The organism is Gluconobacter sp. R75690, from assembly GCF_015244525.1.
Lineage (GTDB): Bacteria > Pseudomonadota > Alphaproteobacteria > Acetobacterales > Acetobacteraceae > Gluconobacter > Gluconobacter potus.
The window spans coordinates 116,993-131,689 of the sequence record NZ_JABCQB010000002.1; the positions used below are offsets into that span (position 1 = coordinate 116,993).

The 14,697-nt window shown below is 60.5% G+C and carries 16 protein-coding genes; 8 read left to right on the plus strand and 8 right to left on the minus strand.

Going from position 1 to position 14,697, the window contains the following annotated elements; genetic code table 11:
• The first annotated feature begins 33 nt into the window (after positions 1-33).
• The 6 genes from rfbB to HKD27_RS02970 all read left to right on the plus strand — a co-directional run bounded on the left by rfbB (position 34) and on the right by HKD27_RS02970 (position 6,465).
• Complete coding sequence (gene rfbB, locus HKD27_RS02945) at positions 34-1,089, plus strand: dTDP-glucose 4,6-dehydratase (RefSeq protein WP_194688523.1); 1,056 nt, start codon at positions 34-36, stop codon at positions 1,087-1,089.
• Positions 1,090-1,109: 20 nt separating this feature from the next.
• Positions 1,110-1,976 carry a glucose-1-phosphate thymidylyltransferase RfbA gene (gene rfbA / locus HKD27_RS02950; protein WP_194688616.1) on the plus strand — a complete coding sequence of 289 codons (867 nt, stop codon included), beginning with the start codon at positions 1,110-1,112 and terminating at the stop codon, positions 1,974-1,976.
• Positions 1,977-2,078: 102 nt separating this feature from the next.
• Positions 2,079-2,642 (plus strand): dTDP-4-dehydrorhamnose 3,5-epimerase, encoded by a 564-nt coding sequence (rfbC, locus tag HKD27_RS02955; protein ID WP_194264902.1) that lies wholly within the window; start codon positions 2,079-2,081, stop codon positions 2,640-2,642.
• An 8-nt stretch (positions 2,643-2,650) separates the two neighbouring features.
• The gene (rfbD, locus tag HKD27_RS02960) at positions 2,651-3,541 is read left to right on the plus strand and encodes a dTDP-4-dehydrorhamnose reductase (RefSeq protein WP_228518315.1); all 891 of its coding nucleotides are present in this window, start codon (positions 2,651-2,653) and stop codon (positions 3,539-3,541) included.
• A gap of 111 nt (positions 3,542-3,652) precedes the next feature.
• Positions 3,653-4,600, plus strand: coding sequence for a glycosyltransferase family 2 protein (locus HKD27_RS02965; protein WP_194688521.1), 948 nt, complete (start codon positions 3,653-3,655; stop codon positions 4,598-4,600).
• A 107-nt stretch (positions 4,601-4,707) separates the two neighbouring features.
• Positions 4,708-6,465, plus strand: coding sequence for an HAD-IIIC family phosphatase (locus HKD27_RS02970; protein ID WP_194688520.1), 1,758 nt, complete (start codon positions 4,708-4,710; stop codon positions 6,463-6,465).
• Between the two features lie 12 nt (positions 6,466-6,477).
• Here the strand turns inward: HKD27_RS02970 and HKD27_RS02975 are convergent, their stop codons facing one another.
• The 3 genes from HKD27_RS02975 to HKD27_RS02985 all read right to left on the minus strand — a co-directional run bounded on the left by HKD27_RS02975 (position 6,478) and on the right by HKD27_RS02985 (position 10,012).
• Complete coding sequence (locus HKD27_RS02975; protein ID WP_194688519.1) at positions 6,478-7,977, minus strand: glycosyltransferase family 2 protein; 1,500 nt, start codon at positions 7,975-7,977, stop codon at positions 6,478-6,480.
• A gap of 78 nt (positions 7,978-8,055) precedes the next feature.
• Positions 8,056-8,493, minus strand: a complete 438-nt coding sequence (locus tag HKD27_RS02980; protein ID WP_194688518.1) for an HIT family protein — start codon at positions 8,491-8,493, stop codon at positions 8,056-8,058.
• Positions 8,494-8,527: 34 nt separating this feature from the next.
• Positions 8,528-10,012, minus strand: coding sequence for a sugar porter family MFS transporter (locus HKD27_RS02985; protein ID WP_194688517.1), 1,485 nt, complete (start codon positions 10,010-10,012; stop codon positions 8,528-8,530).
• Positions 10,013-10,132: 120 nt separating this feature from the next.
• Here HKD27_RS02985 and HKD27_RS16630 point away from each other — a divergent pair, with 120 nt between their 5' ends.
• Positions 10,133-10,261, plus strand: coding sequence for a hypothetical protein (locus tag HKD27_RS16630; protein WP_255520127.1), 129 nt, complete (start codon positions 10,133-10,135; stop codon positions 10,259-10,261).
• On the opposite strand, the gene HKD27_RS02990 is transcribed toward HKD27_RS16630, so the two are convergent.
• The 4 genes from HKD27_RS02990 to HKD27_RS03005 all read right to left on the minus strand — a co-directional run bounded on the left by HKD27_RS02990 (position 10,248) and on the right by HKD27_RS03005 (position 13,085).
• A complete protein-coding gene (locus HKD27_RS02990; protein ID WP_194688516.1) occupies positions 10,248-11,054 on the minus strand; it encodes a metal ABC transporter permease in 807 nt (268 codons plus the stop codon). The two genes, HKD27_RS16630 and HKD27_RS02990, sit on opposite strands and share 14 nt — an antisense overlap.
• Positions 11,041-11,730, minus strand: coding sequence for an ATP-binding cassette domain-containing protein (locus HKD27_RS16695; protein WP_194688515.1), 690 nt, complete (start codon positions 11,728-11,730; stop codon positions 11,041-11,043). Before HKD27_RS16695 ends, HKD27_RS02990 begins: the two co-directional genes overlap by 14 nt.
• A complete protein-coding gene (locus HKD27_RS03000; protein ID WP_228518298.1) occupies positions 11,717-12,604 on the minus strand; it encodes a metal ABC transporter solute-binding protein, Zn/Mn family in 888 nt (295 codons plus the stop codon). Before HKD27_RS03000 ends, HKD27_RS16695 begins: the two co-directional genes overlap by 14 nt.
• Positions 12,605-12,677: 73 nt before the next feature.
• The gene (locus tag HKD27_RS03005) at positions 12,678-13,085 is read right to left on the minus strand and encodes a lytic transglycosylase domain-containing protein (RefSeq protein ID WP_194688514.1); all 408 of its coding nucleotides are present in this window, start codon (positions 13,083-13,085) and stop codon (positions 12,678-12,680) included.
• Positions 13,086-13,165: 80 nt separating this feature from the next.
• Here HKD27_RS03005 and HKD27_RS03010 point away from each other — a divergent pair, with 80 nt between their 5' ends.
• The gene (locus tag HKD27_RS03010; protein ID WP_197436596.1) at positions 13,166-13,669 is read left to right on the plus strand and encodes an aminoacyl-tRNA deacylase; all 504 of its coding nucleotides are present in this window, start codon (positions 13,166-13,168) and stop codon (positions 13,667-13,669) included.
• Here the strand turns inward: HKD27_RS03010 and galE are convergent.
• Positions 13,666-14,655, minus strand: a complete 990-nt coding sequence (gene galE, locus HKD27_RS03015; RefSeq protein WP_194688512.1) for a UDP-glucose 4-epimerase GalE — start codon at positions 14,653-14,655, stop codon at positions 13,666-13,668. The two genes, HKD27_RS03010 and galE, sit on opposite strands and share 4 nt — an antisense overlap.
• Between the last annotated feature and the right edge of the window lie 42 nt (positions 14,656-14,697).

Sequence of the window (14,697 nt, forward strand, 5' to 3'; positions counted from 1 at the left end):
GTTCAGGCCCTGATCTAATATCATGAGGTTCAAATGCGGATTCTGCTGACAGGCGGCTGTGGTTTCATCGGATCGGCCGTTGTACGCCATCTGATCCGGAACACCGAACATTCGGTTCTGAACGTTGACTGCATGACTTATGCAGCATCGGAAGACACGGTCAACGAAGTCGCAGACGACCCCCGGTATTCCCATGCCCGCGCGAACATCGTGAACGGCGTGGAAATGCAGCGCCTGTTCGAGGAATACCGCCCGGACGCCGTCATGCATCTCGCAGCGGAAAGCCATGTGGACCGCTCGATCGACGGCCCCGGAGTCTTCATCCAGACAAACATCGTCGGCACGTATTCCCTGCTCGAAGCTGCCCGGAAATACTGGAACACGCTGGGAGATGCCGAAAAGAAGGCCTTCCGCTTCCATCACATTTCCACGGACGAGGTCTTCGGTCATCTGGAGCCGAATGACCCGCCGTTCACGGAAACCACCCCCTACGATCCGCGCAGCCCGTATTCGGCCTCCAAGGCGTCGTCCGACCATCTGGTCCGCGCCTGGTTCCACACCTACGGCCTGCCGACCTTCGTCACCAACACCACCAACAATTACGGCATCTGGCACTTCCCCGAGAAGCTGATCCCGCTTGTGACCATCAACGCCATCGAAGGCCGCGAACTTCCGGTTTACGGCAAGGGCGAGAATGTCCGCGACTGGCTGTTCGTCGAAGATCATGCCGAGGCACTGGTCAAGGCTGTCGAAATCGGCAAGCCGGGCGAAACCTACGCCATCGGCGCCCGCCAGCCGCGCACCAATCTTGAAGTCGTCAAGAAGATCTGCGCCGTCCTCGACGAACTTCAGCCCGACCCTGCCGGCCCGCGCGAGCGCCTGATCCGCTTTGTGACCGACCGCCCCGGCCATGATTTCCGCTATGAGATCGACCCGTCACACGCCGAGAAGGAACTCGACTGGAAAGCGAAGCACGATTTCGAAAGCGGCATCCGCAAGACCGTTCAGTGGTATCTCGACAACCGCGCCTGGTGGGAAGGAATCCGCTCCAAGCGCTACACCGGCCAGAGACTGGGAGCAAACACGTGAGCACCATCGAGACAAAGCCCATGAAGGGCATCATCCTCGCCGGCGGTTCGGGCACACGCCTGTATCCGATGACGATGGCAGCCTCCAAGCAGCTCCTGCCGGTCTATGACAAGCCGATGATCTACTATCCCCTTTCCACGCTGATGCTGGCGGGAATCCGGGACATCATGATCATCACCACCCCGCATGACATGCCCCAGTTCCAGCGTCTGCTGGGCGATGGCTCCCAGTTTGGCGTCACCTTCGAATACCGCGTTCAGCCGTCGCCGGACGGCCTGGCACAGGCGTTCCTGATCGCCGAAGACTGGATCCAGGGTGCTCCCTGTGCCCTGGCGCTGGGCGACAACCTGATCTTCTCCGAACATCTGGGCGTTCTTCTGCGTGCCGCGTCGAACCGTCCGCAGGGTGCCACGGTCTTCGCCTATCAGGTCCGCGATCCCGAGCGTTACGGCGTGGTCTCCTTCGACGAGAGCGGCCGGGCCCTGAAGGTCGAGGAAAAGCCGACCCATCCGGAATCCCACTGGGCCATCACGGGTCTGTATTTCTACGACAACCGCGTCGTGGACTTCGCCAAGCAAGTGAAACCCAGCGCTCGCGGCGAGCTGGAAATCACCGACCTCAACCGCATGTATCTCGAAGAGGGCACTCTTCAGGTGGACCGTCTGGGCCGCGGCTGCGCCTGGCTCGATGCCGGCATGCCCGACAGCCTGATGCAGGCCGGAACCTTCGTACAGACCATCCAGTCCCGTCAGGGCATGCTGGTCGGCTCTCCCGCAGAAGTCGCGTTCCGCAACAAATTCATCACCGCTGACCAGCTCCGCGAACACGCGAAGGAAATGGGCAAGACCGAACTCGGTCGCCTGCTGCGGGAACTGGCCGACAGCTGATTTCTTCATACGGTTCCGGTTTCCTGCATCTTTTTGCAGCCGGAGCCGTTTTTTCGTGACCAATTTTCACGACCCCATCTTCAAAACAGGGATTTTCAGAGCATGAAAGTCGAACGTCTTTCCATTCCAGAGGTCATTCTCGTCACGCCTCCCCGTTTTGGTGACAATCGCGGCTTCTTCTCCGAAACCTACAATGTGGAGCGCATGGGCGAAGCCGGTATCGACCTGCCTTTCGTCCAGGACAACCAGAGCCTGTCGCGGCAGAAAGGCGTCGTTCGCGGCCTGCACTGCCAGCTTGCGCCTTACGAGCAGGGCAAGCTCGTCCGCGTCACGCGGGGCGCCATCTGGGACGTGGCCGTCGACGCCCGCACGGGCTCGCCGACCTATGGCAAATGGTGCGCCGCCGAACTCTCCGCCGAAAACTGGTCCCAGCTCTGGATTCCGCCCGGCTTCCTGCACGGCTTCGTCACGCTCGAAGAGAACACCGAAGTGCAGTACAAATGCACCTCGCTCTACAGCAAGGTCTCCGAACGCGCCGTCATCTGGAACTGCCCGGAACTGAAGATCGACTGGCCCGTTTCCGAAGCTGACGCCATCCTGTCCGACAAGGACAAGGTCGCACCGCATTTTGCAGAAGCCAAGGGCTGGTTCTCGTACGAAAAGTGAGCATGACGATGTCCAGCACAGGTCTCATTCTCGTCACGGGCGGCAACGGCCAGCTTGCGACGTCCCTTCAGAATCTCGGCAACGAGCGCATCATCCGCGTCGGTCGTCCGGAATTCGATTTCGACCGCCCGGAAACCATTGCCGCCACGGTCGAAAAATATAAGCCGTCAGTTGTCGTGAACGCAGCCGCCTGGACGGCTGTCGATCTGGCCGAAACGGAAAAGGATGGCGCCGAACGCGCTAACAATTCCGGCCCGGCAGCGCTTGCCGCAGCCTGCGCCAAGGCGGACATCCCGTTCATCCATGTCTCGACGGACTATGTCTTCTCCGGCGACAAGGGCACGCCCTACACCGAAGAGGACGCCACCTCTCCCGAGACGGTCTATGGCAGCACAAAGGCCGAAGGCGAACAGGCCGTCCTGACCGCCAACATCAAAAGCATCATCCTGCGCACGTCTTGGGTCTATTCGGCTCACGGCAAGAACTTCGTGCGCACAATGATCAACGCGGGCGCCAAAAACCCCGTGCTCAAGGTCGTCGGCGACCAGAAGGGCAACCCGACCAGCTCTGACGATCTGGCCGAAGCCATTCTCGCCATCATCGCCCTGATCGAGCGCGATGGCTGGAAGCCGGAATATCGCGGTATTTTCCACGCCAGCGGAACCGGCGAAACCACATGGCACGGCCTGGCCGTCGCCGCGCTGGAAGAGGCCGCAAAACACGGCCAGACCATGCCGCAGGTCAACGCCATCAGAACCGAGGACTGGCCTACCCCGGCCAAACGCCCGCAGGACTCCCGGATGGACAATTCAAAGCTGCATCGCGTTTTCGGCGTAAAAATGCCAGACTGGCGCCACAGCGTGACGCGTATCGTCCACAAGCTGTTTTCTGAAGCCTGACCGCCTGTTGCCCTCTCCCGGCGGGAGGGCAACCGACCATCACATTCTCTGCCGTTGCGTCCGAATGATTCCCTTTTCCTTTCTTTCGGCCTCATGCCCAGGTGCCGAAACATGACACAGAAAAGGGCCGAATCTTCCCGTCAGGTCGCCATTCTCCTGTCGCTCTACAATGGCGAAACCTATCTGGACGCCCAGCTTGCCAGCATCCTGGCCCAGACCCATCCTGACTGGACGCTCTACTGGCGCGATGACGCCTCGACCGATCTTTCACGCGACCGGATGCGCGCCTTTGCCGAAGGCCCCGGAAAGGGCCGTTGCGTCGAAATCACGACCCGCCACGGCCGCCTGGGCGTCGCAGGTTCCTACGCGCATCTGCTCGACGCCATCCCCGACACGCCCTATGTCGCCTTCGCCGATCAGGACGACATCTGGAAACCGCAGAAGCTGGAATGGGCCCTCGATGCCGTCAGCCGTCGCCCGGCCGAAAAGCCGACCCTGTATTGCGCCAGGCAGTATCTGACAGACGCGGATCTCGTCATTTTCCAGGAATCCGCCCCCCTGCGCCGCAGACCCGATTTCCCGGCTTCCCTGACGCAGAACATCGCAACCGGCCACACCATTTTGCTGAACGCCGCAACCCACAGCCTGATGCGAAACACGCCGCCCCCGCCTTCGGTCCTGCATGACTGGTGGGCCTATCTCCTGACGGCCGCAGCCGGCGGAGAGGTCATTTTCGACAACCGCTGCGTCAGCTACTACCGGCAGCATGCCCACAACACCGTTGGGGCAACCGGTTCCTTCATCAGACGCGCCTGGGCCGCCTGCCGTCGTGGACCGAAGGTCTTCATGACAATCTTCAATTCCAATGTCGCCTGCCTGCGGGAAGGCTCCAAAACAATCGCGCCGGAAAACCGGAAACTCCTTGAAGACCTCGCAACCGCCCGAACCTTTACGCAGCGTCTGTCCGTCCTGTGCCGATACAGAAATCTCAAACGTCAGCGACCTGTGGAAAGTCTGGTTTTCAGGCTGTGGTATCTTTTTCCAACCCTTCCCCGATAACAGCTTCTCAACTTGGTCTGTAACAGGGCTGTCCTGTTCCATCTGGCAAACATAGCAGACTATGCTTATCCTCCAAATACAGTCGTTCTAACAGGAAGTACCTTTCCATGGCCGAAGCCGTAAGACTCATCATCTGGGATCTCGACGAAACTTTCTGGAAAGGAACTCTGACTGAAGGCGGCATTGATGAGAACCAGCATTTCGGCGAAGTCGTCAAGGAACTTGCCCGTCGCGGCATCATCAGTTCGATCTGCTCGAAAAACGATTTCAACGCAGCCAAGGACGTCCTCGAACGGCTCGGGCTTTGGGAATATTTCGTCTTCCCCAGTATAAACTGGGACACAAAAGGCCCCAGAATCCAAGAAATCGTCGAGCAGGTCCAACTCCGGGCGCCAACGATCCTGTTTGTTGACGACAATCCCATGAATCTTGAAGAAGCAAAATTCATGGTCCCCGATCTTCAGATCGCCGACGAAAACATTCTTCCAGGCCTGCTGGAAAACCCTCTTCTCAAGGGCAAGCCCGACCCGGACATGAAGCGGCTGGCGGATTACAAAATCCTTGAAGCCAAGAACGCAGTCAAACAGACCATTGGCGGAAACGCCTTCGATTTCCTACGGGAAAGCGACATCACGGTTGAACTCGATTACGACATCGAAGGCAATATCGACCGTGCCATCGAACTCCTGAACCGGACAAACCAGCTCAACTATACCAAGAACCGTGTTTCCGACGATATGGAAACCGCCCGCCAGCAGGTGCGGGACATGATCCGATCATACAATGTCCACACAGCCCTGGTGCATGTGCGGGACCGGTTTGGCGATTACGGCTATGTGGGCTTTTTCGTCCATGTTCGGGGAGCCGGTTACAACAGGCTCGAACAGTACTGCTTCTCATGCCGCACGCTGGGCATGTTCGTGGAACTCTGGCTCTATCGCCAGCTTGGCCGTCCTGAAATCCACATCAGGGGAGAGGTCATTTCGGATCTCTTCGATGAAAGCAATCCCGCAGACTGGATCTCATTCTACAATGCGGAACAGGACACCACCGCGCAGGAAAGCGCCGGGCATGGCGGCATCCTGCTTTGCGGCGGCTGCGATCTGGAGGCCGTAGCGCATTATCTGCAACCCGTCACCGAGCGTTTCCGCCTGTTCGCCAATACCATCCGTCACGGTGGCGAACTGCGGCGCGACCATTCAACCATCGTTGCCCAGTCGGCAAGACCCGTTCCTGCCGATCAGCGGGACTGCCTGCTGAACTGCGGCTATACTGATGAAGATCTCTCCCTGGATTATGCATCCCCCCATTACAGCCTGATCATCTTCAGCTTCTGGGGAGACCTGTATTACCGGACCTACGCCCAGCATGGCGGCCAGACGGTTCTGGCCTACACGCCTTCCAACCTCGGCTATAATGACCTGACCACATTCTATGAGGCTGATCTCAGGAACCGGGGCGTCCCTGACGACGGCATTCAGGCATTCAGGTATTTCAGAGCCAACATGGTGCATCAAGGCCCCTCTGACGAACCGCTTTTCAGGCGTAATCTGCGTGAAATCCTGACCGCCATCCCGGCGGATACCCGGGTCATTCTCCTGCTGAGCAGTGAAAACCCAGCCCACATGCCTTCCGAAATCCTGGAAAGGCATCAATCCATGAACCGGTGGACCAAAGCCGAGCAGAAGAATTTCCCTAACGTTTCAGTCCTCTCAATCGACGATTTTGTCGAGAAGCCCGACGAACAGACCACCACCACCCATTTTACCCGCATCGTCTATCAGCGGCTGGCGCTCCGCCTGAAGCAGGTCTACCGGTATCTCGAACGGAATCACCCGGCCCTTGAACAGCAGACGAGCGCCTGAGGGGCGCTCTGCTCAGAACACCAGAGCACTGAGCCAGGAGGGGAACAGGCCGGGATAATCCTCGTTGAACCGTACCTGCTCCCGCTCCGGCAGCATGGAGAACATGAGAGGCAGCAGAAAAGACTGCGAGACATCCACCCTTTCCAGTACCTCCGCCAGATTTTCTGCACGCAGTGTCCCATCCAGAAGAACCGGCAGGAAACCCAGTGCTTCCGTCAGTTCCGATCCCTGTCCGGATGAAGAGATCTCAACTGGGACAAGACTGAAATATTCCCACCCGAAAGCCTCTGTCCTGTTCACGCAGACTTCCCCGTTCCCGACAACAAGCGTCAGAAAACGCCCCGTAGCTGGCAGTCGCATCGCAACCGCTCCGTTCTCCACGTCCACTGTCTCAAATGCTGCAACCGGAACCGGAACAGGAGCAAGCCCGGCATGGCTGATCGTATTGCTGCAAATCTGACCGTCCTCGCGGAGCAGCACGATCCAGCCCGGAAACTCTTCCCAGACACATCCTGCCATCAGAACATGATGACCACTTCCACCAATTTCCCCTTCCGGAAGTCCGACCAGACTGCCATCGCGCTGGTCACAGCACAGAAATTCTCCATTTATGCCCTGGAGCCGGAAAAATCTGGCCGCTGATAACGGAGAGAGGGTTTCGGAAGCCCTGTCCGGCATCTGCAGGATCTGTTCGAATTTCTTCCTGCGTATGACATCAGCCCAAACGTCACCGTAAATCGCGACAGCGAGGTTTTCTGTTGTTGCAAAAAGCGGAGAACCCGCGCCTTCAACATCATTACGGTCCAGGGCATGCAAGTCGGGCTGCCGTCTGTCGAGCACACGGTCAAAGGCAAGTCTGCGAACCTGATGCGCCATGCTTCGGACCGCATATCGACGCACCCAGCCATGTGTCCACTCCCGCCCCGCATGATCCTTCAGGGTCTGACCTGACGGGCGAAGAATGTCCTGCCCGTCCAGCCCCCAGTCCGGCTGTTCAGGAGAGCCATGATCCATCACGGCGGGGCGAACGAACAGAATGCCCTCTCCATGATGGAAAAAATCATCCGGAGCATGGCGGGTATAGGCATGAACAGGCGAACATCTCGGCAGACCGATATAGCCGTTGCCACCATACAGACGATGGCTGAACAGAACGCCCTGACAATCCTCTGCCACCGGGAACAGGCTTTGAAACGTGTGTTCCTCCGCCGGCGTCAGGTAGTCCTCGATCCCGAAAACACCCAGCCAGTCGAACTCCCGGCCATAACGCTCCCGAACATCGGCAACAGCTCTTCTACGAAGACCTTCCCGCGTTTCATGCGTCGCATCATCAAGACGATGGGGCCGGATGTCCGACGTCCGCCTGGCAGCCTGAAGCAGACTCCACGTTCCATCAGTCGAACCAGCGTCATAAACAATAAGGGTGGATATCCCGACACCAAGATGATGGGCAAGCCACCATACGATGTCCTGCACTTCGTTCCGAACAATCAGAATAATTGCTGTTTTCATGCCAGTAACCTGCCCTGCATCGCCGAAAATCCAGACCATAGAATGTAATTCCTGGAAGAAAAATGACTACTCCACGCTTTAAAGCTTCAAATAACGCCGCATGGCCTCCATGAACGGCCCGTCCTGCTCCAGACTGAACGGCCGCGCTGCATTGTAATCATAGACCGTCCCCGCAGGGCGCGTGGCCTTTTCCGGATCTTCGGACGCATAGCGCGGCACGATATGGGTGTGCAGGGACGGCGCCAGATTGCACCAGGTCTCGTAATTGATCCGCACCGCATCGGTGACGGCCAGCAGCGCATCCCCGACCGCCGCCATATCCGCGAGATACTGCGCCCGCGCCTCACCCCTGAGATCATTGATTGTCGGCACGACCGGATCAGCCAGAAGCTGGCAATAACCTGGCAGAGGCTGCGTCTGACCAATCACCAGCCAGCCCGATTTCATACGCCCGATAACAGAAGGGTTGCTGCCACATCGTGCGGCAGCAACCCTCTGTGCGATAACATCCGTCATGGTCAGTCCCCTTCTGCATGAAGGGGAAAGCGTATCATGCAGCGGCTTCGGCGTCCCCGTCATCGCTCTGCACGATCCGGGTATTCCCCGGCGTCGGACGGAAGCGCTTTTCAATCAGCGCCTCTTCGATGTCCTCAAGCGAGGCTCCGGCCGTCTCCGGCACGAAGAAAAAGACAAAGATCACGGACGCCAGGTTCACGAACGCATAGAACCACATCGTCCAGCTCAGCCCGATGGCTTCGGCCATGCTCAGCGCCGTGCTGGTCACCAGCAGATCGGCCCCCCACAGCGTCGCGGCATGCAGCGATGTCGCCTGTCCACGCATCGACAGCGGGAACATCTCGGCCCCCAGCAGCCAGCCGCAGACCTGAATACCGCCGGAATTGAACATCATGAACAGCAGCAGGAACACAACGATCATGTAGGCCCCCACGCTGCCAGGAGTCGGATGGCTCAGGAACATCACGCCAAGCCCGACCAGCGACAGAGCCGCCCCCGGTCCCATGATGAGCATCAGACGACGACGGCCGATCCGGTCCACGAACATGCAGCCCAGGAACGTCATGATGCAGTAGATCACCGCCACACCCAGCGACGCCAGAAGCGCGGACGACGTGCCAAAGCCTGCATCGTTCAGGAAGGTCGGCGTATAGTAGATCATCATTTCCAGACCGCCGCACTGCGTGAAGAACGCAACGCCAAGGGCGGCCACAAGTGCGGGGCGCACCCAGGGCTGGAACAGGCCACGCCAGCCACGGTTCTTCGGATCGATCCCTTCCGCATTCTCGCGGATGGTCTGCACTTCTCGGCGGATGGCCCGCTTGGTCGTGCGGATCCGGCCGAGCTGGATGATGGCACTCTTCATGCCCTCGTTCTCAGCAGCCCAGCGCGGGCTCTTGGGCATGAAGAACATCGAGATGAACACGATGGCCGCCGGAATGGCCGCAACACCGACCATCGGCCGCCAGCCCCAGTTCACACGCTCCGTAAAGCCGATGATGTTGGCGATCAGAATGCCCAGACCGATGGCCACGTTGAACATCGTGACAAGCGTGCCACGACGCTCCTGCGGCGCCAGCTCGGAAATATACATCGGCACGACCTGCGTCGAACCACCAACCGCCAGCCCCAGCACGAAACGCGAAGCGATCAGGCTCCACACATCCGGCGCCAGCGAACAGGCCGTCGCCCCCGCCACGAACAGACCACTCACCATGCAGGTGGTGTTCCGCCGTCCGTATTTTTCCGACAGACCGCCAGCAACAAAAGCACCGAAAATCGCCCCCAGCAGAATGGCGGACGCGACACTTTCCTTCATGGTGGCACCCAGGCGGAAATCATCACCGATCAGCGGCAGCGTTCCGGAGATGATGCCCGTATCATAGCCATAGAGACCACCGCAGATCGCGGCGACCACAGCGGCCAGAATCAGCATCAGCTTGGCGTTTGGAGAAACTTCGATGGACGCGGGATCGATGTGATCCCGTCCGGTTCGGACTGTTTTCGTATCGTTTTCCATAGTGAGATAACATATCACAAAACGAATGGTTTTTCAGGCCCGGCAGAAAACCGCCACAAATTGGTCCGAAAACACGATCAGGATTGACTATGACACCCGAAGACCGTCAGGATACGCCCCATGCAGACACCCGACACAACCAATGATGTTCCGGTTATCGGCACGAAAGCGCTGATCATCATGCATGTGATGCTGGTCGCATTCATCATGCTGATCCATTTCAGGCTGTCCGGCCTTACAGACTTCTGAATCGCTGCCACAGATCGGCCAGCGCGTAGGACAGGGCGGCTCCAAGCCCGATCCAGAACGGCACGGGCGCGTCCGTCACCCAGGACAGCATCAGCCCGCCCCATGACAGCCCCAGCGCCAGCCCGACCGAGAGCGCAATCCCGGCCAGCGGCCCCAGCCCGAGCTTCAGCGCCGTCGCAGCCGGCCCGATCATCAGACTGAACGCCAGAAGCGCCCCGGCCACTTCCGCACAGGCCGCACAGGCCAGCGCCGCCACGGCCATGAACACCACCGAGACCAGCCGCGCCGGCACACCCCGCGCCCGCGCCACTTCCGGCGCCAGACTGGCAAACAGCAGCCGCCGCCCCAGAAACGCCAGCAGTCCCAGACACAGTACGGCCACACCGCACAGCGCCTCCAGCGTCCGCAGATCGATCCCCAGAACATCCCCGAACAACAGCGTGGTCGCCAGGCTGGAACCCCGGTTGCTCATGTGCAGGAACCAGGCTCCAAGTCCGAGACTGGCTGCCAGAACAAGCCCGATCGTGCTGTCCCGCTGGGCCGGAACGCCGCGCTCCCCTTCCCGTTCGGCTCCAATGACAAACCCCGCCATCAGACTGAACACCACCATCCCCGACAGCGGCGGAAACCCGAGCCAGACCGCCCCGGCCGCCCCGCTGAACCCGATATGGGACAGCGCATGAGCCGCAAACGCCTGACGCCGCAGCATCAGGAACCAGCCCACCGTCCCCGCCAGAACAGACACGACCGCCGCGCCCACAAAGGCATGGCGCATGAAATCAAACTCGAACATGCAGCCCTCCGTCCGCAAGCTGCACAACCCGCGTCACGGCCCCGGCCAGCGCCTCCGTCTCATGCGATGTCAGGACAATCCCGATCCCCAGACGCTCCGTCAGATCCGTCAGCAGACGCACTGTCTGCTCCTGCCCCGCCTGATCGAGCGCCGCCAGAGGCTCATCCAGCAGCAGCAGATCCGGCTTTCCCGCCAGAGCCTGCGCCAGACCCACCCGCTGCCGCTCCCCTCCGGACAACAGCCCGAGCGGACGATGTGCAAACGCCGAAGCCCCCGTCAGCGCCAGAAGCCGGTCCGCTTCCTCCCGCCGTGGCCGCAGACGCAGCGGCAGCCCCCAGCGCAACCCGTCCACCGCCGCCCGCACATGACTGACTGCCGGAAGCAGCAGCGCCGCATCCGTCACACTCTGCGGCATGTAACCGATATGCTGCCGCGCCTGCGCCGGTGGCAGACCATGGGTGAGGATCTCACCGCCCTGAAGCGGAATCAGCCCCAGCATCGCCCGCAGCAGCGTGGACTTCCCGGCCCCGTTGCGCCCGGACAGAAGCGTCATCCCCGAAAGCGGCACCGTCAGGGACGCATCCCGCAACACGCAGGTCGATCCCGCCGTGAGCGTCACATCCCGCAGGACCAGACCCCGTTCCGGCTGACAGCAGACTCTTTTAGCGTCCACCATCACCCATCGCCTGATCCACCGTCTGAAGAATGCCATGAACCCAGCCCTGCCAGGACTGACCCGGCGGCAGCGTCTCGCCAATCGCCACGACCGGCAGCCCCACCGCCTGCGCCCGATCCACCAGCCGGTCGATCTGCGGGGAATGAATGGCCGGATTGGTAATCAGCATCCGCACCTTGCGCCCGTCAACCAGCGTATCAACCTGCGCCACATCCCGGGGCGACGGCTCCGCATGGTTCATGATCGCCAGCGCAAAACTCTCATCCACGACATCCAGCCCCGCATCCCGGAGCAGCGTCTCCCCAACCGGCTCGACGGCCGCCACAGGCACGGACTCATGACGCGCCTTCATCGCGGCCAGACGGGCTTTCACACCGTCGAGTTCCTTCAGGAACGCCCCCAGCCGCGCGTCCACATCCGATGCCGAAATCCCCTGCTGATGCGCCAGCATGTCCGCAAAAACATGCGCGACTTTTCCTACCGCTTCAGGATCAAGAAAAAGATGCGGATTATCGCCGGGCTGCCATCCGGCAATCCCCGCCACCACGATCTTTCCGGGCACGGACGCCGCAAACGGCAGCGCCCAGTCATCATAGGTCGCGCCGTTCACCACCGCGATCGTCGCCCCCGCCATGGCCCGCGCCATGGAAGGCGACGGCGTCAGGTCATGCGGATCAATGCCCGGTGTCGCGAGCAGGGCATGGGTCTGCACATCCGCCCCGCCGATCTGCGCCGCCACATCGCACCATGCCGCCTCCGCACACACCACGGATACCGGAATTCGGGAAGGCTCGGCCTGAGCAGCGGCCAAACCGCTCCCAAGGCTGCCCAGTATCAGGCCAGCCAGCAGAAAAGCCGGGAAACAGCGCATCATTTTCCTCGGGAAAGCGTCATGGGTGTAGCGTTATAAAGTAACACATCCCGCCTGACCACCTCACCAGAGCCCCTCACCCCTGACGCAGATAGAGCGCCGCCGCCGCGGCCACCACCTTACGCTGATAATCCAGATTGAGCGGCAGCATCCGGGAATGATAATCCCCGATGGCCTTCATCAGATTGCCATGCTCGTCATCCAGCGCCCTGCGCAGGATCATGGCCGCCGCCGCGATGTTGAAACACGGATCAAGCGCCAGTCGCGCCGCAACCTGCGGCACAGGCTGATGGATCATGGACGCGATGGGCAAAATCCAGCGCGAATTGATCTGCATGAGCCCGATATCGACCGACCCGTCCGTATTGGTGCTGACATACCCCATCACCCCGCCCTCGACCCGCTGGATCGCAGGCAGAATGCGCGGCGGCAGCCGGTAATGCAGAGCCGAAGCCAGCATGCAGGCCAGCAGACTAGCAGCCATGGTTGCGGACGAAACGCTGTTGAATCATGGTCCTGACCCTAGCATCGGACGCCCGCGCCTGCCATCCTGAACCCTTCAAGATGACCGCACAGGACAGGAGGACAAGCGTGCAGGACACATCCGCGACCCTGACACTGGACGCTCTCGGCATTTCCTATGAACGCCATGTCTATGATTACGATCCCTCGGCCGGAAAACTCGGTGTGGCCGCTGCCGCAGCACTCGGCCTGTCGCCGGATCACGTCCTCAAGACCCTGATGGTGCAGATCGACGGCCGCCCCGCCTGCGTCGTGCTGCCCGCGGACCGCGAACTGGATTTCGCCCGCGTGGCGCAGGCTTTCGGCGGCCGCAAAGCCAAGATGCTCTCCCGCCCCGATGCCGAACAGCGCACCGGCTACCGCATCGGCGGCGTCAGTCCCTTCGGCCAGCGCAGCACCGTCCCCACAGCCTTCGAACAGTGCGGCATGGACGGCCCGCCCGTCGTCATCAATGGCGGCAGCCAGGGTTTCCTGATCGAACTTTCTCCCCAGGACGCCCTGACTGCCACAAACGGAGTCACGGCCGATCTGGTCAAACCGCTTTAAGCGACGCCATACCCGTCCGGATGGTCCACACGCCAGCGCAGGGCCGTCTCGACGATATCATCGAGACGGCTGAAACGCGGGTCCCACCCCGTTTCCCGACGGATCTCGGTAGAATCCGCCACCAGAACGGCCGGATCGCCCCCACGTCGTGGCGCCCATTCCCAGGGCACCTTCCGGCCACTGACACGCTCGACACTCTGGACAACTTCCAGATTGGTAAAACCCAGCCCATTGCCCAGATTATAGGTTACAGACCGCTGATCGAGCTGGCTCATGACCCGGATATGCGCATCGGCAAGATCGGCCACATGGATATAATCGCGCACACAGGTGCCATCACGCGTCGGATAATCGTTTCCGAACAGCTTCAGCCCGGGACGACGCCCAAGAGCAGCATCAATCGTCAGCGGAATCAGATGCGTCTCCGGCCGGTGATCCTCCCCCAGACGTCCCTGCGCATCCGCACCCGCCGCGTTGAAATACCGCAGACACGCACTCTTCATGCCGCAGATCCGGTCCGCCCACACAAGGGCCCGCTCGATCAGATACTTGCTCTCGCCATAAGGCGATCCCGGATCAATCGGAGCTTCGGCCGAAATAAGCGGCATCTGCTCTTCGCCACCAAACAGCGCCGCTGTCGATGGAAAGACAAAACGCGTCACGCCATGCCGCGTGCAGGCCTCGATCAGGTTCAGGGACGTGATGTAATTATGTCTCAGATACAGGAAAGGCTGCCGCATGCTCTCGCCAACGATCGAGAGAGCCGCAAAATGCAGCACCGCATCCCACCGCCCTGACGACACCGCGCGGTCCGTCGCTTCCACATCCGCCAGATCAACATGCAGGAATTCCGCACCCTGCGGCACGGCAGCACGATGACCCGTGCTCAGATTGTCCAGAACGACAACGTCATGCCCGGCATCCACCAGAGCCTGCGCCAGATGACTGCCGACAAACCCGGCGCCACCCGTCACGAGATACTTCACTGATCCAGATGTCCTTTTCCCGGAAATATTCCAGCCTGCCCC